The following is a 22,909-nucleotide window of genomic DNA, read 5'->3' as shown; positions in this document are numbered from 1 at the left end:
TGTGATTCGGGGATGCGGCACGTCTCTCGATCTTACTGTCGGTACATCGCTTCCGAAGGGGGACGGGCATGACGCGTGCAGACGCGGCTTGCGCACACGTGCGCGCAAATTCAGTTCTAGGCGTAGCACGATCCCTGACTCATCCGCTCTATCAGCGCTTCGAGCAGCTGGAGCCGGTCTTCCGGAAAGTCATTCCGGCGCTTGTCGCGGGTTTCGTCCTGCTCCTTGCCCTAGGCGCCTATGTCCAGACCAGCGCGCTGCGCGACGATGCGCTCGATGACGCGGCAATCGACCTGGAAGCACTCGCCACGTTGCTTGTACGCGAGCTCGATCTAGCCTCGAAGGACGACAAGCGCCCCGACAGTGCGCTCGCGCCGCTGACCACGAAGCACATCGCCGGCCGCGGCCGCATCGCCTATGTCAGCGACGCCGGCGGCCGGCTCGTCGCCGGCGAGCCGACAATCGGCGCGAGCGAGCGCAGCCTGGTCGACCTGCTCGGCCCGGGGCAGGCCCTCACCGTCTTCGCCGACCGCGCCGGCGTGATGCCGATCACCCTTCCGGGCGGGATCGAGGCGCTCGCGACCGTCCGCAACCTCGCCGCCCCGCTCGGCCAGGTCGCAGTGCTCCACCCGGTCAAGCGCGCGCTCTCGACCTGGGATGAGCGCCGGCGCTCGATCCTCATCCTGTTCGGCTCGGCGGCGATCGTGCTCGCTGGCATCACCGCCGCCTTCGTCCTCCAGTCCCGGCGGGCCCGCGCCGCCGACGAGGATTGCGACTGCGTGCGCGACCGCATCGATACCGCTCTGAGCCGCGGCCATTGCGGCCTGTGGGACTGGGACCTGGCCAGGGGCCGGATGTACTGGTCGGATTCGATGTACGCGATGCTCGGCTACAACCGTACCGGCGAGTATATGTCCTTCGGCGAGGTCAACGCCTTCATCCACCCGGAAGACGCCGACCTCTACGGCCTGGCCGATGCGGTCAGCCGCGGCGAGACCAACCATCTCGACCAGGAATTCCGGGTCCGCAACGCCTCCGGCGAATGGGTCTGGCTCAAGGCGCGCGCCGAGCTGGTCACTGACCGCCGCACCGGCTCGCAGCACCTCGTCGGCATCGTCGTCGACATCTCCGAGCAGCGCCGCATGGCCGCCCGCACCGCCACCGCCGATGCCCGCCTGCGTGACGCTGTCGAGGCGATCTCGGAAGCCTTCGTGCTCTGGGACGCCGACCAGAGGCTCGTGCTCTGCAACGCCAAGTACCAGCAGTTGCACAAGCTCTCGCCCGAGCTGGTCAAGACCGGCACGGCCTATGAGCAGATCATGAGCCACAGCGCTCAGCCGAGCATCGACCGCGAGCCGGTCCGCACCTCGCGCGCAGCCTCGGGCAGCCACTCCTACGAGGCGAAGCTCTCCGACGGGCGCTGGCTGCAGATCAACGGCCGCCGCACCAAGGATGGCGGCTCGGTCTCGGTCGGCACCGACATCACCATGCTGAAGCAGCAGGAGGAGCGCCTGACCCGCTCCGAGCACGAGCTGCTCAAGAGCGTCACCGATCTCAAGGCCTCGCGCCAGAAGCTGGAAGCGCAGGCGCAGCAGCTTGCCGAGCTGGCTGAACTCTATCTCGAACAGAAGGCCTCGGCCGAAAGCGCCAACCGCGCCAAATCGGAATTCCTCGCCAATATGAGCCATGAGCTGCGCACGCCGCTCAACGCCATCCTCGGCTTCTCCGAGATCATGGATGACGGGCTGTTCGGCCCGCTCGGCTCGGAGCGCTATGTCGAATACGTCCGCGACATCCGCTCCAGTGGCGGCTACCTGCTCGCGGTGATCAACGACATCCTGAACATGGCCCGGATCGAGGCCGGCAAGCTCGAACTCGAAAAGACCGATGTCGCGCTCGACCTCGTGGTCGGCGAAGCGATCAGCTGCCATCGCGAGGAGATCACGCGCAAGCGGCTTTCCCTCACCAGCGATCTCGGCAGCGACATGCGCCTCGAAGCCGATGCGCACGCCCTCTTCCAGATCGTCGGCAACCTCGTCGACAACGCCGTCAAGTTCACGCCCGAAGGCGGCAGGATCGCGGTCCGCGTCAAGCCGGCCCCCGACGCGCTCAACCTCTATGTCGAGGACAGCGGCATCGGCATCCCGCGCGAGAAGCTCGGCCGGATCGGGCGCCCGTTCGAGCAGGTCGAAGGCGATCTCATCCGCAGCCATGGCGGTTCCGGCCTCGGCCTCGCAATCGCCCGCTCGCTAGCCGAACTGCATGGCGGCTCGCTCAGGATTCGGTCGATCATCGGCTCGGGCACGATCGTGATGGTCCACCTGCCGCTGAAGAGCCCGGCGGTGTCCGAGCTGGAACAGGCAGCTTGAAGCCGTTTCGCAGGGTGGCAGTGACCGCCTGATGCCGCGAAACCTTGCGGCATTCTTAAACGCCTCTTAACCGAGCAACTTGACGAAGCCTCAACCCAGCGGGGGCAAGCCTGCCCCGAGCAGTCGCGCCGACCGAGCAGCCGGTGCGTTTCCCGGGGTTAGAGCAATGCAAGCCCATCTCGCATCCGACGGCCCGCGGGCCGGCCGAAAGGCGAGCGACGCACTGGGACGCTCGTCGATCGTGACGATCGCCTTCCTGGCCGTGATGATCGCTCTGGTCATGTCTGGCTTCGTTTACATCAGCCACCAACAGACATTGGTGGAAGAGGTGCGCAAGAACGCCAGAACCTTGCGCGTCGCGCGCCAGGCAGTGATGGAAACCGGTGCGGCGGTCGCCGACCTGATGATCCGCCACGACAGCGAGCCCAAGCTGCTCAACTACGCCAGGGCTCTCAACTGGCTGAACAGCTTCCCCGAAGATATTTTCCCAAGGACCGCCTCGCGCGGGTCGGAAGAGGTTCCGGCGAGCGCCATACTCACGGCACTCAAGGCCGGCTGGGCCGATACGGTCTCGGCAGTCGTCGCAAAGCAGCCGGAGATCGCGCAATCGCTTTACGTGGCCCGTGAGATCCAGCCCAACACGACGACCCTCATCGATGCGATCCTGGCGGATCTGACCAGGAGGGAAGCGATCGAGGCATCGCTCAATCGCAGGATCTCCAGCGCGACGAGCATCGTATTGGGCCTGCAGATCATGACCGGCGCCTTCTGCATCCTCGCCTTTCTCGGCGCTTCGCGCAGCAGCTCGCGTGACGCCAGAGCGCGCGATCAGGCGGTCGGCAATGCGAATGCATCGCGCGAACAGGTCTCGCGCCTGTTCGAAATGACCGAGATGCTGCAGAGCGCACTGGACCATGGCGACGCCAATGCGGTGCTGCGCGCGACAGCCGGGGAGTTGATCCCCGAGTTCGGCGGCGCATTGTATGTCTTCAACAACTCGCGCGATCGCCTGACGCTGTCGACCAACTGGGGACGCCCGGACCGCGAAGCATTGCCGGACGCGATCGGACTGCAGCAATGCTGGGCGCTGAAGCGCGGCAAACCGCACATCAACCACCCCAGCTCACACAAGCTGCGCTGCGAGCACTACCACGTCAGCGACTGCGCGCTGGAGATTCCGATGATCGCCCGTGGCGAAATCCTCGGCCTCCTGCAGATCTATTGCGCTGGCGATCAGGCCGAAGAGCGCCTCAAGGACGTGGCGAACATCGGTGCAGCGCTCGCCGACGCCATGTCGCTTGCGCTCTCGAACATCGCCCTGCGCGACAAGCTGCGCAGCCAGGCGCTACGCGATCCGCTGACCGGCCTCTACAACCGCCGCTATATGGAAGATGCGCTGGAGCGGGTCGTTCGCCTGGCCGAGCGCGAGCGGACCGAAGTCTCGGTCATCATGATCGATCTCGACAATTTCAAACGCCTGAACGACCAGCATGGCCACGCGAAGGGCGACGCGGTGCTGCGGGACGCGGCAGCGGCCGTGACGAACCAGCTACGCGAGACCGACATCGCCTGTCGCTATGGCGGCGAGGAGTTGATCGTGGTGCTGCCGAATTGCGGGATCGACATTGCCGCGGCGAAAGCCGAGCGCATCCGGATCAGCATCGAGGCCCTGTCGGAACCGAACGGCGCCCAGGTGTCCGCTTCGCTCGGAGTCGCCAGCGTGCCAGCGACCTCGACATCGACGCGCGACCTGCTGGCCAATTCCGATGCGGCGCTCTATCGCGCCAAGCAGGAGGGCCGGAACCGGGTCGTGCGCGCGCCATCGCACAAGACCAAGGGCGCGCGGATGGAGCAGAGCGGCCCGGGCGACGCCCTGGCGGCGGAGTAACGCGCAGCGCCGGTCATGACGCTCGCCCCGGCCCCAGGAGGCGCCGGAAGATGGCGCGCACGGCGCTGCGGGTTTCGTCGAGTTCGGCCTTCAGCATCTTGGCGTCGGGCAGCCCGACCGCCGTCGCGATCCGGCGCATCACCCGCTCCGGCACGGCCTTGGGATCGAAGTTCTCCTCCACTGCGAAGCGCTGCCAGAGCTGGACGTCGCCGATGAAGCGGGCCGCGCTTGCGAGCCGCTCGGCATCCTCGGCAGGGATGACGCCGGTGTCACGCGCCGCAATGAAGACACCCGCCGTCGTGCGGACGAGGAGCTGCGGGTGGTGGTGGCCATAAGCGAGCACCAGGAACTGCGCCAGGAAATCGAGATCGGTCAGCCCGCCGGCGGCGAGCTTCAGGTCCCAGGCGTCGCTCTCGCCCTTCTCCTTGGCGATCAGCGCCCGCATCTCGGCGACCGCAGCCGCGACCTTCGCCGGTTCGCGCTTGCGCAACAGGATCTCGCGGATCGCGGCCTCGACCTTTGCCTTGAGATCGACATCGCCGGCGACGACACGGGCGCGGGTCAGCGCCATCTCCTCCCAGATCTCGGCCTCGCCCTGATGATAGGCCTCGAAGCCGCCGAACTGCGTCGCGGCCGGGCTCTTGTTGCCAGCCGGCCGCAGGCGCAGGTCGACCTGGTAGAGTGTTCCGCGCCGGGTCGGCACGGTCAGAGCCGCGACGAATCGTTGGGTAAAGCGGACATGCCAGGTGACGGGATCGAGCGGGCGCCTGCCATCGCTGGCCTCCGCCTCCTCCGGCCGATCGTAGATCAGCATCAGGTCGAGATCGGATGAGGGGGTGAGCTCGCCGGCGCCGAGGCGGCCCATGCCGAGCACGACGGCCTCCGCCCCCGCCACAAGGCCGTGATCGGCTGCGAAGGCAGCGCGCGTATCCTCGAAGGCGACGCGGACGCAAGCCTGCGCCACCGCTGCATAGCCCTGCGCCGCCTGTTCGGCGTTGATCACCCCGGAGAGCAGCCGCGCGCCGACCAGGAAGTTCTCCTGCCTTGCAGCGTCGCGCATGCGGTCGAGCCCGTCCTCGACACTGGGCAGGGGCGTTCCGACCATGGCGCGCACGCGCTGCGCCACCCGTTCGGCGTCGTGGCGCGGGGCGCTGAAGGCGGGATCGATCACCGCGTCGAGGACATGCGGATAAAGCGCCGCGACCTTGGCGAGGCGTGGTGCACTGCCGAGAATCTCGGCGAAGAGCTGCAGCAGGGCCTCATGCGAGCGCAGCAGGGTGAGCAACTCGACAGCCGCAGGCATGCGCACGAAGGCGTTGTCGAGATGCGCGAGCGCGCCGTCCGGATCGGTGGTGCGGCCGAGCGCAACCAGCAGCGCCGGCGTCAATTCGGTCAGTACCTCGCGGGCGCGGGCGCTGGTGACGGCGGCACGGCGGCCGAAATGCCAGCCGCGCACCGTCTCGGCCGCAACCGCAGGCTGACGGAAGCCGAGCTTGCCCAGCGTCGCCAATGTCTCGGGGTCGTTCTCGGTTCCGGTGAAGGAGAGCGAGCCGGCCTCGCTGGCGAGGCTGGGCGCGTCCTCGAACAGCAGGGCATAGTGACCCTCGACGCGCCTGGCATGCGCCTCCAGATCCTTGCCGAAAGCCTTGGCCGAGGGGTAGCCGCAGAAGCGAGCGAAGGCGTCGAGATCGGCGGCGTCGGTCGGCAGAGTCTGGGTCTGCTCGTCATGGCGCATCTGCAGCCGGTGCTCGATGGTGCGCAGCCAGCAATAGGACTCCGTCAGCTCGTCGCGGGCTTGCGGGCTGATCCAGTTCTCCTTGGTGAGCTCGCCCAGCATCTCGAGCGTGCGTGGCCCGCGCAAGGCCGGACGCCTTCCGCCAAAGACGAGTTGCTGGGTCTGGACGAAGAACTCGATCTCGCGGATGCCGCCGCGGCCGAGCTTGACGTTGTGGCCGGGCAGGCTGAGCGTCTCGAAGCCCTTTACCGACTGGATCTGCCGCTTCATCGCATGGATGTCGGCGATAGCGGCGAAGTCGAAATATTTGCGCCAGATGAAGGGGGCGAGATCGGCGATGAAGCGGCGACCGAGCTCAAGGTCTCCGGCGACGGGCCGCGCCTTGATCATCGCGGCGCGTTCCCAGTTCTGGCCGACCGTCTCGTAATAGGCATAGGCGGTCGGCAGCGCGACGGCGACATGGGTCGAGCCGGGATCAGGCCGCAGGCGCAGATCGACGCGGAAGACGTAGCCGTCAGGCGTGCGCTCCTGGATGATGCGGGCGATCTGCTGGGTGAGCTTGACGAAGAAGCTGGTGGGCTCGCCGACGCCGGCGGCTTCGGCCATCTCCGGGTCGAAGAAGACGACGATGTCGATGTCGGAGGAGTAGTTCAGCTCGCCGGCGCCATGCTTGCCCAGTGCCAGCACGACGAGGCCCGAGCCCTTGCCGGGCTCGGCCGGGTCGGGAAGCTCGATCCGGCCGAGGCCGGCAGCCTGGTGCAGCGCGTGCTCGCTGGCGAGCTTCACCGCCATGTCGGCGGTAGCGCTGAGCGCGGCAGTGACAGTCTCGACCGGCCAGACGCCGCCGATGTCGGCGAGCGCGATCAGGAGCGCCATCGCCTGGCGGAAGCGGCGCAGTTCGCGCATCAGGTCGGCGGTCGCGGTCTCCGGCATGGCGAAGGCTGCGATGCCGGCCAGCAGCGCATCGCGGCGCTCGCCGGGGTCGGTGGTCAGGGAGGCGAGCAGCCCCTCTGGATCGCGCCGCATGATCTGGGTCAGGAAGGGCGAATGCGCCAAGATGCCCGCGACCAGCGCAGCCGATGTCTCATTGCCTGTCAGATGCGCGACGAGCCGTTCGCCGGCCTCGGCATCGAACAGGCGCTCGATCAGCTCTTCGCGCCAGAGCGCCTCGACCTTGCCGCGCGCCGGCAGGACGGGCGCCGCCTTCAGGCATTCGCATAAGGGCTCGCCCACACTGACCTCCGCGTCGACCGGCTGAGCGAGCCTTAGCGGTTCATCAAGCCGACTGGAACCCTGCCCCGTCCGGCTGCGATGTCGAGCCTTGAGGCGTCTCTGCGACGGGCCTGTCCACAGAAGGCGGTGAGGCTGGCAGCGACATCACGACATCGAGCCCCGGCGCATTGTCCGCGAGGCGAATCGCACCGCCATGCAGATGCGCGACGGCGGAGGCGAGCGCGAGCCCCAGCCCGAAGCCCGGCTTGCTGCGGCTCTGGTCGAGGCGGACGAAGCGCTCGAGGACGCGGCCACGGTCGGCCTCGGGGATGCCGGCGCCATGATCGGCAACGCCGAGCTCGACCGTTTCGCCGACGCGCCGCGCCGTCACCGCGACGGTCGCCGGGGCGTCGCCTTCCGGCTTGCCGTATTTCAGGGCGTTGTCGATCAGATTGGCCAGCGCCTGGCCGATCAGCTCGCGATTGCCCGTGAGCGACAGGCCGGGCTCGACCGAAGCGGACAGAGTGAGCCCCGCCTCCTCCGCCAGCGGCTCGTAGAGCTCGGAGAGCCCGTCGACGATCTCGGCGAGGTCGAGCGGCGCCATGCTGTCGGTGATCTGGCGGGTCTCCAGCCGCGCGATCATCAAGAGGGCGTTGAAGACGCGGATCAGCCCGTCGGCCTCGTCGATCGCACCGTCGAGCGCGGCACGCAACTGCTCGGGCGACTGCGCGGTTCGCAGCGCCTCTTCGGCGCGGTTGCGCAGGCGGGTCAGCGGCGTCTTGAGGTCATGGGCGACATTGTCGGTGACCTGCTGCATGCCGCTCATCAATTCGCCGATGCGGTCGAGCATGGCGTTGAGGTTCCCGGCCAGCCGGTCGAGCTCGTCACCGCTGCCAGAGATCGCGAGCCGACCCTTGAGGTCTCCGGCCATGATCGAGCGGGCGGTATCGTTCATGCCGTCGATGCGCTTCAGCACGCGTCGGGCCACGAACCAACCGGCGAAGCAGCCGAGCACGACGACGAGCAGGACCGACCAGGCGGCGGCGCGCTTGATCACGACGCGCAGACGCTCACGCTCCTCGACGTCGCGACCGACCAGCAAGCGAAAGCCGGCCGGCAGCATGAAGACGCGGACGATGGCGTGGTTGGTCTGGTCGAGCGCCTCGGAGGAGCGGGCGTATTCGATCTCGCTCTCGCCCTGGCGGTCGAGCGTGCCCGGCGGCAGCGCCTCGATATTGCCGGCGATACGCTCGCCCAGCGGCGTCGTCACGAGATAGAGCGAGGCGCCCGGCCCGCGCGAGCGCCGCTCGATGACCTGCACCAGCCGCCTGATGCCGCCGAGGCGCTGCTGTTCGGCCAGCCCCTGGATCTCGGCGTCGATGGTCGAGCGGATCTGGTCGTCGAGCAGGTTCTTGGCGTTCCAGGCGACATAGCCCAGCACGAAGATGGCGAAAGCCGCGAAGACGACGAGATAGATCGCCGTCAGCTTGAAGGCGGTGGTGCGGACGAGATGCGGCAGGAAGCGCAGGCGGCCGGAAGGCTGCGGCGCTTCACCCGTCCGGCCCTCAGCGAGCTGTGTCACGGACCATATATCCCGCGCCGCGGATGGTGTGGATCATCGGGTGCTCGAAGCCCTTGTCGACCTTGGAGCGCAAACGCGAGACATGCACGTCGATGACATTGGTCTGAGGGTCGAAGTGATAGTCCCAGACGTTCTCGAGCAGCATGGTGCGGGTCACGACCTGCCCGGCATGCTTCATCAGATATTCGAGCAGGCGGAACTCGCGCGGCTGCAGCACGATCTCCTCGCCGGCGCGGGTGACGCGATGCGCCAGCCGGTCGAGCAGGAGATCGCCGACGCGATAAGTGGTCGGCTCGGAAGCCGGCGCGCCGCGGCGGCGCGAGAGCACCTCGACGCGGGCGAGCAGCTCGGAGAAGGCATAGGGCTTGGGCAGATAGTCGTCGCCGCCGGCCCGCAGGCCCTTCACCCGGTCGTCGACCTGGGCGAGCGCCGACAGGATCAGCGCCGGCACCGTCTCGCCCTGCTCGCGCAGGGAGCGGATGACAGAGAGCCCGTCCATGCGCGGCAGCATACGGTCGACGACGAGCACGTCATAGCCGCCGCCCTGCGCCATGGCGTAGCCCTCAAGGCCATCGGGAGCGTGGTCGGCGACATGGCCGGCCTCACGAAAGGCTTTCACCAGATAGGCTGCCGCCTCGGCATCGTCTTCAACGATCAGGAGTCGCATGGCAGCACGCTACCTCATCAAAACGAAAAGCGGCAGGTCGGAGGTGACGATCCGACCTGCCGCCGCGACGGCTGGTATTCCCGGCAGGGGGCGACGTGACAGCCGGGAGATACCATCCGCCCGGAACACGCTCTCGCAGATCAACTGACGCTACGCGCGAGAGCATGCCCCAACTTGGGTAGGTCCCCGATCAGGCCGCCGGCTGGCGGCCGACCTCGAACGAGACCTCGCGCTCCTTGCCATCGCGCCAGATGGTCAGGTTGGCCTTGGCGCCGGGCGCAAAGGTCGCGATCTTCTTCGACAGCTCGCGGGCGTCGGCGATTTTCTCGCCATTGACCGCGATGATGGTGTCGCCGCGCCTCAGGCCAGCCTTGGCGGCGGGGCCGTTGGCCTGCGCCTCCGCGATCAGGGCGCCCTTGGCGTCCTTCAGGCCGATAGCGTCGGCGACCTCGGCCGTGACCGGCTGGATCTGCACGCCGATGAAGCCGCGGGCGACCGAACCATGCTCCTTGAGCTGCTCGACGACGCTCTGGACCGTGGCCGCCGGGATCGCGAAGGCGATGCCGACATTGCCGCCGGACGGCGAGTAGATCGCGGTGTTGACGCCGACGACCTCGCCCTTCTGGTTGAAGGTCGGGCCTCCGGAATTGCCGCGATTCACCGCCGCATCGATCTGCAGGAAGTCGTCATAGGGGCCGGAGCCGATATCGCGGCCCTGGGCCGAGACAATGCCTGCGGTCACGGTGCCGCCGAGGCCGAACGGGTTACCGACCGCCAGCACCCACTCACCGATGCGGGGCTTGCCCGAGGCGAGCTGGACGAAGGGATAGCTGCCGGACTCGTTGACCTTGAGCAGTGCGAGGTCGGTGCGCGGATCGGTGCCGATCACCTTGGCCGAAAGCGTCTTGCCGCCATCGGTAACAAGCTGGACCTCGGCCGCATTGGCTACGACGTGGTTGTTGGTGACGACATAGCCGTCCTGGCTGATGAAGAAGCCAGAGCCCTGCGAGAGCTGGGCCTTCGGCTGCTGCTGCGGGCCACGCGGACCCATCCCCTCCTCGCCGAAGCGGCGGAGGAAACGCTCCAGCGGATGGCCGGGAGGCAGCCCCTCGATGCCGGCCGGACCGCCCTCGTCATTGGCGCTGGCGACGACCTTGGCCTTGACACGGACGGAGACGACGGCGGGCTTGACCCGGTCGACGACGTCGGCGAACGACGGCAGCTGGGTCTGCTGCAGGCCGGAGAGCTGGACCGGCTGGGCATTGGCGGCGCCGTGGGTGTTGAGGAAGTTGTCGGCGAGGCCGGCCATCAGGCCAATGCTCAGCGTCGCGGCGCCGGCGACGATCGCGCCGCGCTTCAGGATCGAGCGGGCGGTGGCCGGGGCGCGGGTGGTGGTCTCGGAAGTGTTGTTCTCTTGGGTGGTCATGGTTCTCACCTCGATGCGGGAGGCAGGGCCTTCCCTGCTTCGTGAGGTGAACCATGGCGGGCGGCGCCTTACCCGGATTTCGCCCGTTGATGACAGTTTCGTAAGGTTGGCTGGCCTTCAGCCACGTTCGTCGCGCAGGAGATCGTCGAGCCGGCGCTGTTCCTCGACCGTCAGGGTGACGCCGGCCGGCGACGCAGCGCGATTGCGGCGGCGCCAGAGGAATACGGCCCCGAACAGCACGATCAGGAAAGGCGCGGCCCAGAGCGCGATCGTGCGCGCATTCATCGGCGGGCGCAACAGGACGAAATCACCATAGCGCGCGACGACGAAGTCGATCACGGCCTTGTCATTGTCGCCGGCGACGAGCCGCTCGCGCACCAGGATGCGCAGATCCTTGGCGAGCGGCGCGTCGGAATCGTCGATCGACTGGTTCTGGCAGACGAGGCAGCGCAGACCCGAGGAAATCTGCCGGGCGCGCTGCTCCAGACCCTGATCCTTCAGGACCTCGTTCGGCTGCACGGCAAGGGCCGGCGCCGTGAGTGACAGCAGCCCGACGAGGAGGAGCGGAAAAGCGCGCATCATGCTCACTCGGCCGCCTGTGGAAGCGCGGCCGGCGCCGGCGTGCGCCGCGGCGCGGCCAATCGGAAGCGCCGGTCGGTCAACGAGAGCGCTCCGCCCGCCGCCATCACCAGAGCGCCGATCCAGATCAGCAGGATCAGCGGCTTGTCATGCAGTTTGACCGCGATCGCACCACTATCGTCTGGCTCGCCCAGGCTGACATAGGCCTGTCCGAGGCCGACAGTGCGGATGCCGGCCTCGGTGGTCGGCATGGCGCGGGCCGTATAGATGCGCTTCATCGCCTCGACCGGCTTGAGCTCGCGGCCATCGGCGACAATGCGGAAGCGGGCCGCGTCCTCGCGATAATTCGGCCCGGCGCGCGGCGTGATCGCCTCCAGCGTCACGGTGTAGCGGCCGCTGGTCAGACTCTCGCCGACCTTGAGCATGCCGATCGACTCGGTGCCCCAGGCGACAGCGGCGACGCCGATCACGCTGATGCCGACGCCGGCATGGCCGAGCGCAGTACCCCAGGCCGAGCGCGGCAGTCCCTTAGCCCGCGACAGGATCGCCGCTGCGCCGCTGGCGCGGCCGACGACGCGTTCGCCGACCTCCCAGAACGCTCCGACCACGAGGAAGACGCCGAGGCCGATGCCGAGCGGCGCCAACACCGGCCCGCCGCGCACCAAGGCGAAAATCGCCAGCGTGGTGATGACGCCGACACCGAAGGCGACCTGGGCGCGCTGGGCGGCGCCGAGCAGGTCGCCGCGTTTCCAGGCCAGCGTCTGGCCGATCGGCAGCAGCAGGAGGAGCGGCACCAGCAGCGGCACGAAGGTGGCGTTGAAGAAGGGCGGGCCGACCGAGATCTTGTCGCCGGTGACCATCTCGAGCACGAGCGGATAGAGCGTGCCGATGAAAACGGTGGCGCAGGCCGTCGCCAGGAAGAGGTTGTTGACGACGAGCGCGCTCTCCCGCGAGACCGGCGCGAACAGGCCGCCTTGCTTCAGGAGCGGCGCGCGCCAGGCGAACAGCGCCAGCGAGCCGCCGATGAAGGCGATCAGGATGCCGAGGATGAACAGGCCGCGCTGCGGGTCGCTGGCGAAGGAATGCACCGAGGTCAGCACGCCCGAGCGGACAATGAAGGTGCCGAGCAGCGAGAGCGAGAAAGTCAGGATCGCGAGCAGGATCGTCCAGACCTTGAGCGCGTCGCGCTTCTCCATCACCACGGTCGAGTGGATCAGCGCCGTGCCGGCGAGCCAGGGCATCAGCGAGGCGTTCTCGACCGGGTCCCAGAACCACCAGCCGCCCCAGCCGAGCTCGTAATAGGCCCAGTAGGAGCCCATGGCGATGCCGAGCGTCAGGAAGGTCCAGGCCAGCAGGGTCCACGGCCGGACGGCGCGGGCCCAGACCGCATCGATCTTGCCCTCGATCAGGGCTGCGACGGCGAAGGCATAGGTGATCGAGAAGCCGACATAACCGACATAGAGCAGCGGCGGGTGGATCGCGAGGCCAAGGTCCTGCAGGATCGGGTTGAGGTCCTGCCCCTCTCCAGGCGCCGGGACGAGGCGCCGGAAGGGATTCGAGGTCAGCAGGGTGAAGGCGAGGAAGGCGACACTGACGCTACCCTGCGCGGCGAGCGTGCCCGCTCTCAGCTTCGCCGGCAGCGAGCGGCGCGACAAAGCGACCAGCGCGCCGAACAGCACGAGGATGAGGACCCAGAGCAGCATCGAGCCCTCATGGTTCCCCCAGACAGAGGTCAGCTTGTAGATCAGCGGCTGTGTCGAATGCGAGTTGGCGGCGACGTTCTCGACCGAGAAGTCGGAGACCACATAGGACGCCATCAGGCAGCCAAAGGAGATCGCGACCAGCAGGAAGCAGGCGATCGCCGCCGCCGGGCCGACCGAGGCCAAGGCCGGGTCGTTCCGGCTCACGCCCCAGAGCGGCACGATTGTCTGGACGACCGCGACACCGAGCGCCAGCGCCAAAGCGAAATGACCGATCTCGACGAACACAGGCGCGGCCCTATTTCGTGGCTGGCGCGGCAGGCGCGCCGGGTTTGGTTTCGCCAGGCTGCCAATGCCCCTGCTTCTTCAGCGCGTCGGCGACCTCGCGCGGCATATAGGTCTCGTCATGCTTGGCGAGGACGGAATCGGCGCGGAACCGCCCCGGCCCTTCCAGCACGCCCTCCGTGACGACGCCCTGCCCCTCGCGGAAGAGATCGGGCAGCAGGCCGGTATAGCTGACCATGGTCCTGGTCTTGCCGTCGGTGACGGCGAAACTGACGCGCTGATTGGCGCCGCGCTCGACCGAACCGGTCTCGACCAGGCCGCCAAGCCGCAGGCGCGTGCCGGGCGTCAGGCCCTTCTCGACGATCTCGGTCGGTCCGTAGAAGAAGACGATCGAATCGCGCAGGGCATAGGCGACGAGGCCAGCGGCAAGGCCGAGCATGATGCCGACCGAAGCGATCACGACGAGGCGGCGCTGCTTGCGCGTCAGGCGCTTGCGCGGCGGCGTCGCGGGGATACCGGCCTGGACGCTCATGGTGCGGCCTCCTGCAGACCGAGCTCGGTGCGCAGACCATCGAGGGCGGAGGCAGCCGACTGATCGGAAGCCAGGCGCAGGCGGGCCGTGGAGAGCGACTTCTGCGCGGCGTCGCGCTCGCCAAGAACCGCCTGCGAACGGATCAGGCGCGACCAGTCGGCGAGGCTGCCGCCGCCTTCGGCGAGCCGGGCGGCGAGGCTGTCGACCATGCCGCGGATCGCAGTCATGCGCTCGGCCTCAGGCAGGCTGGCGATCGCATCGGCCGGAGCCGCCGGGCGCTCCAAACTTTCAAGGCGGGCGCGGACCGTGGCGGTCCATGGCGCACCGGCGGGCGCATCCGCGAGCAAAGCCTTGAGCAAAGCGATGGCGGCCGGGACCTGCCCATCCTGCTCCTGCGCGATCGCCATGAAGAAGCGCGCGCGCGGATTGGCCGGATCGAGCTTCAGCGCCTCGGCGAGGCTTTCGCGCGCCGCCGCCGTGACGACGCCGCCGGCAGCAAGAAGCTGCGCCTCGGCCTGACCACCCAGCCGCTCAGTCGTCGCACCATCATAGCGGATCGCATTGGCGAAGGCCTTGGCGGCATCGTCGAAGCGGCCCTGGCGCAGATAGACCGGGGCGAGCACGTTCCAGCCCTTGCCGTCGGTCGGGTTGGCGGCGAGATGGGACTCGATCCGCGCCAGCGCCAGTTCGAAATCCTGCGCCGGATTACCCTTCATTCGCGCCGCGAGCGGCTGGTCCGGCACGCTCGGCGAGCCATAGGCGCCGTAGATCAACAGCGCCAGCAGGGGCACGCAAGAAAGCGCGATGGCGGAGGCAGCACGGCGCCGGCGCAGCGCCGGCTCGCTCTCGCCGGCCGGCGTCGATTCCGTCGCCGTCTCGCGCAGCAGCCGACGCGCCGCCTCGGCCTTGGCCGCCTCGGCCTCGGCAGCACCAATCAGCTTGCGGCCGAGGTCCCGGTCGATCTCGGCGAGCTGGGCGCGGTAGAGCGCAGTTGCCCCGGCCGTGTCGGCGGAGAGCGCCGGCGCCCGGCGGCCGAGCGGCCAGAGCACCGCCATGACCGCAGCCCCGGTCATGGCCGCGAAGATGATCCAGATCAGCATTCGCTGTTCATAGCCGTTCGAAGGTGCCGGTTCATGTCCGAAGATGGCGACAAAGGGTCACGCGGGCAATGCGGCGTCAGACCGCCGGCAGGACGAGCCGGGCCCTGAGGCCGCCCAGCGGCGAGCGTTCCAGCGAGAGGCCGCCGCCATAGAGCTTGGCGAGATCGACGACGATCGAGAGGCCGAGCCCCGACCCCGGCGTCGTCTCGTCGAGCCTGCGGCCGCGCTTGAGGACTTCCGCCATGGCGTCGTCGGGGAGACCCGGGCCGTCATCGTCGATCAGCAGGACGAGACGTCCTTCCGGCGTCTCGGCTTCGGGCGCCAGACTGACCTGCACCTCGGTCCGCGCCCATTTGAAGGCGTTGTCGAGCAGGTTGCCGAGCATCTCCTCGAAATCCTGCTTCTCGCCGCGAAAGCGAACACCGGCAGGGACAGTATGCCTGCCCTCGATCGCCCTGCCCTGCGCGATCTTCTCAAAAGTGCGGATCAGCGCGTCGAGCGAGGGAGATATTTCGGAGGCCCCGCCCAGCGCACCCGACAGTGCGGCGGCACGCGCCCGATCGAGATAGTACTGGACCTGGTCGCGCATGATCGCTGTCTGATGCCGGACGGTCTGGGAGAGAACGCCCTGGCCCGCCTCGGCCTCGTTCTGCATCACGCTGAGCGGCGTCTTGAGGGCATGGGCAAGATTGCCGACCTGGGTGCGGGCACGCTCCAGGATCTCGCGGTTAGCGTCGATGAGCTGGTTCAACTCGCCTGCCAGCGGCGCGAGGTCGGGCGGATAGCGCCCGGCGATGCGCGTGCTTTCGCCGGTGCGCACCGTGCCGACGGCTGCACGCAGGCGCGCCAGCGGCCGCAGGCCGAAGCGGACCTGGGCAATAGTCGAGGCAACCAGGGCGAGGCCGAGGAAGAGGAATGTCAGGGTCAGAGCGAAGCGGAAATCGCGGATGTCGCCCTCGATCTCATCGGCCGGCGCGGCAACGCCGACGGTGAAGCGGCCATCCTCGCCGACATCGATCTCGCGCTCGATGATGCGCAGCCCCCGGTCATCCGGTCCGGAGATATAGCTCTCGCGCAGGCCGCGCGCATTCGGCTGCAGGTTCTGGTCGAGCAGCTTCGGCAATTGTCCACCGACGAGAGAGCGCGAGGTGCGCACCGTCGGGCGCTCTCCGTCGAGGCGGATGATCTGCCAGTACCAGCCGGAGAGCGGCAGGTCGAAACGCGGCTCGCCGAGATCACCGATCGCCTGGCGCTCGGCTTCGGGCGGGGCGGCGAGATCGGCGACCAATTCCTTGATGTAGACGCTGAGGCGTTCGTCGAAGCCGCGCTCGGCCGCACGCCGATAGAAGGTGGTGAGGCCGAAACCGGCGAGGATCAGCACGAGCGCGCAGCAGATGGCGGCCGAGATGAAGAGCCGGGCGCCGAGCGAGAAGCGCTGCCGCGTGACCGGCATGACCGGCCTCAGGCTTTCGCGGCAGCGATGTAGCCGAGGCCGCGCACGGTCTCGATGACGTCGACGCCGAGCTTCTTGCGCAGACGGCCGACGAAGACTTCGATCGTGTTCGAGTCGCGGTCGAAATCCTGATCGTAGAGATGCTCGACCAGCTCGGTACGCGAGACGACACGGCCCTGATGATGCATCAGATAGGCGAGCAGCCGATATTCGTGCGAGGTCAGCTTGACCGGGTTGCCGTCGACGACGACGCGGCTGGCGCGCGTGTCAAGACGGACCGGGCCGCAGATCAGCTCGGCGGTCGCGTGGCCGGCGGCGCGGCGCAGCAGGGCGCGGACGCGGGCAAGCAGCTCCTCGATATGGAACGGCTTGACGACATAGTCGTCGGCGCCGGCGTCGAAGCCCGAGACCTTGTCGCTCCAGCGGTCGCGCGCCGTCAGGATCAGCACCGGCATGGTCTTGCCGGCCCGGCGCCAGCCCTGCAGCACGGCGACGCCGTCGACCTTCGGCAGGCCGAGATCGAGGATCACCGCATCATAAGGCTCGGTCTCGCCGAGATAGAGCCCTTCCTCGCCGTCGAACGCCTTGTCGACGGCATAGCCGGCGTTCTCCAGCGCATTGACGATCTGGCGGTTGAGGTCCTTGTCGTCCTCGACGACGAGCAGTCGCACGGCGGCTTTTCTCCGATTGGCGGATCAGGAACGGGAAATAGCGGAACTAGCGGATATCCGCCACCTTGCCCGAGGCGCCGTCGAGCGTGACCCGGGCGACGCGGCCATCGCGCTTCATCGTCGTCACCACATAGACGAACTCGTCGCCCTGGCGGCAAAGCCTGATGCGCAGGACTTCACCCGGCGCGGCTTCGCGGGCATGGCGGGATGCGGCGGCAGGCTGCATGACTTTGCCGTCCGAAACGGCCTCGCGCGTTTCTTCAGCTGAGAGGCATGTGATCGGCTGCGGCGCATCGACCGTCTCCACCGGCGAAGCGACGGCGGTGACCAAAGCAAGCATCGCGGCAGCGGGGTCGAGCAGCATCATCGTCATGCGCTAGCCCTGTATGCGTGAATGCGCCATGAACATTGACGTGAAAGGCGCCGGTCAAGGCTAGCTCAGCGAACCGCCACAAGTCCACGCCGGAGCAGCCCGGCTCCCGCAACAACGCTGAGTTGCGCCAGTTCGACGTCGAGATTGGTCTGAGGGCTGCCGAAATCGGCGAGCTCCTCTGCCGCTTCGTAGAGCAGGACCGGCGCATCCACTTCGACGATCCTGACGACATCGCCGCCAGCCCGAATCGTTACGCGATAGCGCTCGGTCTCCTCGCCGAGCGGCACCTCGACCACCTCCCAGGAATCGGCGTCGACGCGGCTGCGGCGGATCCAGCTCAGCTCCACGCCGGCAGGCGAGCGCCGAGCCTGAGGACGCACGGGCCCGAGCGGCCGCAACGATGCGATCCCGACCGTCGTGGAGAGCTCGCGCATCGACGCCGAGGCGACATCGGCACTGGGCGGCCCGATCCGGTAGCGGAGTTGCCGGCCGACATCGTCAAGGCTCGTCGTCAACGGAACCGCCGCACCGTCGAGCACGACCACGCGCGCTCCCGGAGCCAATGTCCGTGCCGCCGCCGGCTCCGAGCCGCCGAGCCCGCGCACCATCTGCGACAGCCGGAACATTCGCGTGCCGATCAACTCGACCCGCGCCGCCGTCACGATCTCGATCTCCCCAGTCGGATCGATGAAGGCGAGCGCATTGGCTCCTGCGAGGGCGGCCTCCGGCGCAACCGAGGCGAGGTTTCCGCCGCGCAGGCGAACCTCGACCGATGCCTGCCGATCGGTCCGCCAGAGCGGCCCCGGGGCGAGCACGGTCAGGGTTTCGCCCATGATCGACGGCGCCGTGACGATGCCGGCCAATGCGAACGGCATGCCCTCGGCGGCCCGCCAGATCGCAAGCCCACCAGGCCAGGGATCGGCGAAGGCCGCCAGCGATTGCAGCGGCGGCGGCGTTTCCCGCACGATCGGAAAATCGAGGATCAACGCATCCGGCCGCCCCGCGACCCGTGGCATCACCTTCGGAGGCCGCTCACCGTCCGACACTGCCACTGGCGCACCGCGATAGATCGCCGGCTCGACCGAGCGCGCGCTAGCGCGCCGGGTCGGGCCGTCGCTGATCCGCGTCAGCCGGAACAGGCGCGACTGGCCCGCGACTGCGAGCGAGACGACGTCACCCGCCTCCAGGCCGATGCAGCGCGGCGACAGTTCAAGCTCGAGCGTTTCCCGGCCCGCCCAGATCTCCTGCAGCCACAGATCGGCAAGGCGCTGTCCCTCGGCGCGCCGGGTGACCATAGCGAGTTCGACGGCGCTCTCGCGTCGCGCCGCCCCGGCGAGACGACGCGAGCGCGCCGTCACCTGGCGGTAGTCGTTGTTTCCGTCGATATGGACGAGGCGCAGTTCACGCGGCAGCTCGCTCTCCTGCGCCCGGCGCAGCTCGAAAGGTTGTCCGTCACGGTCGAGCACGAGATCGTCCGCCGACAAGGCCCGCGCAACAGTCGCAGCGCGCCCGCGGAAGACGAGCTTGCCGGAGGACATGGCGGCGTCGAAGCCGAATGTCTGAGCGAGCGGCTCCAGCACCTGCCGCGCCGAGAGCGGCCGGTCGAGGACATAGCCATCGACGAAGCCGTCGATGGCGAGTTCGTCCGGCGCCGGCAGCCCGTAATCGGCCAGGATCGCGTTCACCAGCCGATCGAGCGTCACGCCTTCGAGACGGCCATTGATCCAGTGGCCACTCTCATAATTCGAACCGTCGGCCCAGACCGAGGTCAGGTCGGGAAAGGCCGGGAAGGGCCTGGCATCCCAGGTCCAGGCGAAGACGTTGGCCGGATCGATCATGCGCAAGTCCAGCGACGGCGCAATCGGGTTACGCAGCGGATCGAAACCCGGAAGCGCAGGATCGAATCCGGACAGGATGGCCTCCAGCCCGCGCGCCTGGACGAGGTCGTCGCGCGCCCTGGTCGAGAAATGCGGATAGCCGCCATCGACCGATTTCGGATCGGGGAAGACGTTCGGGGAGTTGCCACCCTTATCCACGGCAGGCAGGCCGACCTCCGTCAGCCAGATCGGCTTCGAGCCCGGCACCCAGCCGGTCGCGCCGATCTCCACGCCGGCGAAGCGCTGGACATGCGAGTTCGACCACCAGTTCGGCAGATCCTTCTGCCGGAAGACCCAGGACTTGCCATAGGCGCCGTCGGTGATGGGCAGACGCATCTGCGCCTCGCGGCCGGATGGATCGGCGTAGTACCAGTCATAGCCCTCGCCGGAGGTGAGGCGATTGCGCAGATAGTCGACGTCGGCAGAACTCCGCGCGATGCCGAGATCGGCATGGTCGGGCGTGTCGCGCCAGTCGGAAAGCGGCGCGTAGTAATCGATGCCGACCGCGTCGATATGGGGACTGGCCCAGAGCGGATCGAGCGGGAACCTGACCTCCAGCCCGCCATCGCGGACATGGGCGCCATATTCGGTCCAGTCGGCGGCATAGGTCAGCTTGGTCGGTGGCGGCAGGATCGTGCGGACCTCGGCCGCGAGCGCCATGAGCCCGTCGACCATCGGATAATAGCCGGATGCGCTGCGCACCCGCGTCAAACCGACGAGTTCGGAACCAATAATGAAACCCTCGACGCCACCGGCCGCCTTGGCGAGCATGGCCGCATGCAGGACCGCACGGCGGAAGCTCCATTCGCCGGCCTGCGCGCAGATGACCCTGTCGCCGTCGAGGCTGAAGTCGGCCGCAGTGGCGGAGCCGAGGAACGCCGCGATCTGACTTGTCGCCGCTGCCCCGCCATCCGGCGATCCCGGCTGGCCGGGAGCCGGCGAGCAGGTGATGCGGCCGCGCCAAGGATAAGGCGGCTGGTGGGAGTTACCGGTGTGTGGATCGGGCAGTGCGTTGTCGGCCGGCACATCCATCATCACGAAAGGGTAGAGCACCACTTCGATCCCGTGGGTGAAGCGCAGCCGCCGGATCAGCGCGATCACGCTCTCGTCCGAAGGCGTGCCGCCATAGGCCGGCCTGCCGTTGAACTGGCTGACGAGGCGTGCGCTCACCCGGTCCAGGCCCGCGACCGACCAGGACGAGACAGGGGTGTTCTTGTCGACGATCTCGACGCGTGGCGCGATGGTGCAGGCATCGGCGCGCAGATCGTCGCCGAACCAGCTGACGACCAGGGAGATGCGCCTGAGCGACGGGCAGAGCGCCAGCAGATGCGCGATCGCCCCGTCGATGTCGGTAGGGCTGTGCAGCTGATGCCGATTCTCGGCGATGCTGATGCCGGGTTCGGGCTCCTGGTTGACCAGGGTCGGCTCGTAGATGAACTCGCTCGCGCCGGGGATCACCGTCACGGCCTTGATCATCTGGCCGAGCCCCGGCACGGCGCGCACGACCTCGAAGGAGAATTGCGGCACCCGGTTGTGGAAGTCGGTGAGCGGGAAGCGCTCGAACACGACATAGGCTATGCCGCGATAGGCGGGCGCCACACCTGCCTCCTTGGCGGCGATCAGCGGGTCGGGCGCCTGATCCTCGGCGCCGAGATGAATGCGCAGCGACACCGCGCTGAAGTCGATCTCGCGCCCGTCAGCCCAGATGCGCCGGACGAAGGCGATCGGCCCCTCGCAGATCGCGACCGCGACATTGGCGTAGTAGCTATAGGAGGTCTCGTAGGTCTTCTGCGCCTTCTGACCGCCCTTGCCGCCGGTCTTGGTCCGGGTGACGGTGGTCGTCACCTCCTCCTCGAAACGCGTCGCCCAGATCAGCTGGCCGCCGAGCCTGGCCCGTCCGTAGACCCGCGGGATCGGCGCTCCTTCGGTCGAGGTGAGCCCGTCGATTTCCTTGAGCCGCGGGCCCTCGACGATGCGCGTGCCGCCACCGCCGCCGAGCAGGCCCTGATCGAGCCGTGCGCCGGCGATCGCGCCGAGCGAACGGCCGATCATGCCGCCGAACGGTCCCCCGACGGCGGCGCCCAGAGCCGAACCGGCAGCCTGCAGAACGAGCGTGGCCATCAGAGGTCGATCTCCGGAAAGGCGAAGGCATGGCTGAGATGGCGTCGCCACCAGCCGGTGAAAGCGACCTCGCTGACCGCCGCGCCGTCATGGGCGTGCAGGATGCGGTCCGGCTCGGTGAGAACAGCGCAATGCGCCGCCGGCAAATGCGCGCGCCAGCGAAAGAGCAGCACGTCGCCCGGGCCTGCGCCCCGGGGATCCAGCCGCCGCAGATGGCGTTCCGCCGCCAGTGCCAGCGTCTCGCCCGAGCCCTGCTGCGCCCAATAGGGCGAATAGGCCGGCATCTGTTCAGGCTCCTGGCCATAAAGCTCGCGCCAGATGCCGCGGACCAAACCGAGGCAGTCGCAGCCGACACCGCGCAGCGAGGCCTGATGGTGATAGGGCGTGCCGAGCCAGCCGCGCGCCGCCGCGACGACGCGCTCCCGTGTCGTCCCCGCGTCCGTCATCGGAACAGGCTCCCGCCATCGAACGGACCGGCGCCGGGATTGCCCGCGCCGACGCCGGCGATGATGAAGTCGTTCCCGGGCAGATGCGGAAAGCCGCGGAAGTTGACGCCGTTGCCGAATTTCCCCAGGCAGGTGGCAAAGCGCTTGTCGCAGCCGGCCTGGGCGGTGAACGCATCGCCGGGCGCGATCGGCTGCGGCGCCGCCTGCCAGAGCTGCAGCGCCACCGTGGCGCCATCGACGCGATGGTTGCGGATCTCAGTGGCGAATCCGGTGTTTCCGCCTGTGATGAAGACCAGCCGCCCGCCGGCGAGGTAGCCGTCGCTGTAGCCGGAGAGCGCCGGCGCGACGATCGCCAGCCGTCCGTCGGTCGCGGCGACTGTCGCCGTGGACGAGCTCGGCGTGACGCCGCAGCGGGCATCGCCGAGATCGGCAGGACAGCTCGCCATATAGAGCCGGCCGCGCTCCTCGTCGAAGGCCTTGCCGAGCCCCCGGACCTCGGCGGTGAAATTGCTGTCACTGCGCTTCACCTCGCCGACGAAGCCAGTCTCCAACAGGCTGCGCTGGCTGGGATCGGCCCAGTTGACCAGCCAAAGCGCGACACGGGCGTCGTCATAGAGGCCGCGCGACAGGTCGATCTCGCTCAGCCCGGCCGCCGCCAGCGCGCCAAGCACCTCGCCGCCGCTGGTCGCGAAACCGAGTTCGGAGCTGGCCTCGGCCGCCTCCAGTCCCGCATTGGCACGGAACAGGACGCCGCCGAAGGACAGGTCGCGGTCATGATCTGTGAAGCCGAGCACCGTGCCGTCGCGGCGGTTCAGGCTCCAGCAACGGCAAAGCGTGGTCGCGTCGCCTGCAACATGCGCGGCGAGTCCCGAGGATAATGTCCGCATGGTGAA

The 22,909-nt window shown here is 68.3% G+C and carries 16 protein-coding genes; 2 read left to right on the top strand and 14 right to left on the bottom strand.

Annotation, left to right across the window (positions count from 1 at the left end):
• The first annotated feature begins 98 nt into the window (after window positions 1–98).
• A complete protein-coding gene (locus ACQKLX_RS23340; RefSeq protein ID WP_427363944.1) occupies window positions 99–2,369 on the top strand; it encodes a PAS domain-containing sensor histidine kinase in 2,271 nt (756 codons plus the stop codon).
• A gap of 166 nt (window positions 2,370–2,535) precedes the next feature.
• Window positions 2,536–4,257 carry a GGDEF domain-containing protein gene (locus ACQKLX_RS23335; RefSeq protein ID WP_427363943.1) on the top strand — a complete coding sequence of 574 codons (1,722 nt, stop codon included), beginning with the start codon at window positions 2,536–2,538 and terminating at the stop codon, window positions 4,255–4,257.
• Window positions 4,258–4,270: 13 nt separating this feature from the next.
• Here the strand turns inward: ACQKLX_RS23335 and ACQKLX_RS23330 are convergent, their stop codons facing one another.
• The 14 genes from ACQKLX_RS23330 to ACQKLX_RS23265 form a co-directional block, all read right to left on the bottom strand.
• Entirely contained in the window at window positions 4,271–7,225 is a 2,955-nt protein-coding gene (locus ACQKLX_RS23330) for a bifunctional [glutamine synthetase] adenylyltransferase/[glutamine synthetase]-adenylyl-L-tyrosine phosphorylase (protein ID WP_427363942.1), read from the bottom strand.
• A 43-nt stretch (window positions 7,226–7,268) separates the two neighbouring features.
• Complete coding sequence (locus ACQKLX_RS23325; protein ID WP_427363941.1) at window positions 7,269–8,786, bottom strand: HAMP domain-containing sensor histidine kinase; 1,518 nt, start codon at window positions 8,784–8,786, stop codon at window positions 7,269–7,271.
• Entirely contained in the window at window positions 8,770–9,453 is a 684-nt protein-coding gene (locus ACQKLX_RS23320; RefSeq protein WP_110490698.1) for a response regulator transcription factor, read from the bottom strand. Before ACQKLX_RS23320 ends, ACQKLX_RS23325 begins: the two co-directional genes overlap by 17 nt.
• A gap of 190 nt (window positions 9,454–9,643) precedes the next feature.
• Window positions 9,644–10,879 (bottom strand): trypsin-like peptidase domain-containing protein, encoded by a 1,236-nt coding sequence (locus tag ACQKLX_RS23315; RefSeq protein ID WP_427363940.1) that lies wholly within the window; start codon window positions 10,877–10,879, stop codon window positions 9,644–9,646.
• A gap of 117 nt (window positions 10,880–10,996) precedes the next feature.
• Entirely contained in the window at window positions 10,997–11,461 is a 465-nt protein-coding gene (locus tag ACQKLX_RS23310; protein WP_427364029.1) for a cytochrome c-type biogenesis protein, read from the bottom strand.
• A gap of 2 nt (window positions 11,462–11,463) precedes the next feature.
• Window positions 11,464–13,446 carry a heme lyase CcmF/NrfE family subunit gene (locus ACQKLX_RS23305; RefSeq protein WP_427363939.1) on the bottom strand — a complete coding sequence of 661 codons (1,983 nt, stop codon included), beginning with the start codon at window positions 13,444–13,446 and terminating at the stop codon, window positions 11,464–11,466.
• Window positions 13,447–13,456: 10 nt separating this feature from the next.
• Window positions 13,457–13,930, bottom strand: a complete 474-nt coding sequence (gene ccmE, locus ACQKLX_RS23300) for a cytochrome c maturation protein CcmE (RefSeq protein WP_427364028.1) — start codon at window positions 13,928–13,930, stop codon at window positions 13,457–13,459.
• Between the two features lie 41 nt (window positions 13,931–13,971).
• Window positions 13,972–15,075, bottom strand: coding sequence for a c-type cytochrome biogenesis protein CcmI (gene ccmI, locus ACQKLX_RS23295; protein ID WP_427363938.1), 1,104 nt, complete (start codon window positions 15,073–15,075; stop codon window positions 13,972–13,974).
• Window positions 15,076–15,151: 76 nt separating this feature from the next.
• Window positions 15,152–16,528, bottom strand: coding sequence for a sensor histidine kinase (locus ACQKLX_RS23290; RefSeq protein WP_427363937.1), 1,377 nt, complete (start codon window positions 16,526–16,528; stop codon window positions 15,152–15,154).
• An 8-nt stretch (window positions 16,529–16,536) separates the two neighbouring features.
• Entirely contained in the window at window positions 16,537–17,199 is a 663-nt protein-coding gene (locus ACQKLX_RS23285) for a response regulator transcription factor (RefSeq protein WP_110490706.1), read from the bottom strand.
• Between the two features lie 46 nt (window positions 17,200–17,245).
• On the bottom strand, window positions 17,246–17,572 hold the full coding sequence (locus ACQKLX_RS23280; RefSeq protein WP_427363936.1) for a PepSY domain-containing protein: 327 nt from the start codon (window positions 17,570–17,572) through the stop codon (window positions 17,246–17,248).
• Between the two features lie 65 nt (window positions 17,573–17,637).
• Window positions 17,638–21,570 (bottom strand): baseplate multidomain protein megatron, encoded by a 3,933-nt coding sequence (locus ACQKLX_RS23275; RefSeq protein ID WP_427363935.1) that lies wholly within the window; start codon window positions 21,568–21,570, stop codon window positions 17,638–17,640.
• On the bottom strand, window positions 21,570–22,016 hold the full coding sequence (locus ACQKLX_RS23270) for an NlpC/P60 family protein (protein WP_427363934.1): 447 nt from the start codon (window positions 22,014–22,016) through the stop codon (window positions 21,570–21,572). The genes ACQKLX_RS23275 and ACQKLX_RS23270 overlap by 1 nt, the downstream gene beginning before the upstream one ends.
• Complete coding sequence (locus ACQKLX_RS23265) at window positions 22,013–22,903, bottom strand: DUF2163 domain-containing protein (RefSeq protein WP_427363933.1); 891 nt, start codon at window positions 22,901–22,903, stop codon at window positions 22,013–22,015. Before ACQKLX_RS23265 ends, ACQKLX_RS23270 begins: the two co-directional genes overlap by 4 nt.
• Between the last annotated feature and the right edge of the window lie 6 nt (window positions 22,904–22,909).

The sequence above is a fragment of the Allobosea sp. NPDC003192 genome, from assembly GCF_050275675.1.
Classification (GTDB): Bacteria; Pseudomonadota; Alphaproteobacteria; order Rhizobiales; family Beijerinckiaceae; genus Allobosea.
The sequence above is the reverse complement of the archived record's forward strand: the minus strand, read 5'-3'. Positions and strand labels throughout refer to the sequence as shown.

Bases quoted from the DNA above. Each gene is read 5' to 3' on its own strand.
- ACQKLX_RS23290 (WP_427363937.1), bottom strand. From the start codon at position 16,528: ATGCCGGTCACGCGGCAGCGCTTCTCGCTCGGCGCCCGGCTCTTCATC.
- ACQKLX_RS23335 (WP_427363943.1), top strand. From the start codon at position 2,536: ATGCAAGCCCATCTCGCATCCGACGGCCCGCGGGCCGGCCGAAAGGCG.
- ACQKLX_RS23320 (WP_110490698.1), bottom strand. From the start codon at position 9,453: ATGCGACTCCTGATCGTTGAAGACGATGCCGAGGCGGCAGCCTATCTG.
- ccmI (WP_427363938.1), bottom strand. From the start codon at position 15,075: ATGCTGATCTGGATCATCTTCGCGGCCATGACCGGGGCTGCGGTCATG.
- ACQKLX_RS23265 (WP_427363933.1), bottom strand. From the start codon at position 22,903: ATGCGGACATTATCCTCGGGACTCGCCGCGCATGTTGCAGGCGACGCG.
- ACQKLX_RS23270 (WP_427363934.1), bottom strand. From the start codon at position 22,016: ATGACGGACGCGGGGACGACACGGGAGCGCGTCGTCGCGGCGGCGCGC.
- ACQKLX_RS23310 (WP_427364029.1), bottom strand. From the start codon at position 11,461: ATGATGCGCGCTTTTCCGCTCCTCCTCGTCGGGCTGCTGTCACTCACG.
- ACQKLX_RS23315 (WP_427363940.1), bottom strand. From the start codon at position 10,879: ATGACCACCCAAGAGAACAACACTTCCGAGACCACCACCCGCGCCCCG.
- ACQKLX_RS23275 (WP_427363935.1), bottom strand. From the start codon at position 21,570: ATGGCCACGCTCGTTCTGCAGGCTGCCGGTTCGGCTCTGGGCGCCGCC.
- ACQKLX_RS23280 (WP_427363936.1), bottom strand. From the start codon at position 17,572: ATGACGATGATGCTGCTCGACCCCGCTGCCGCGATGCTTGCTTTGGTC.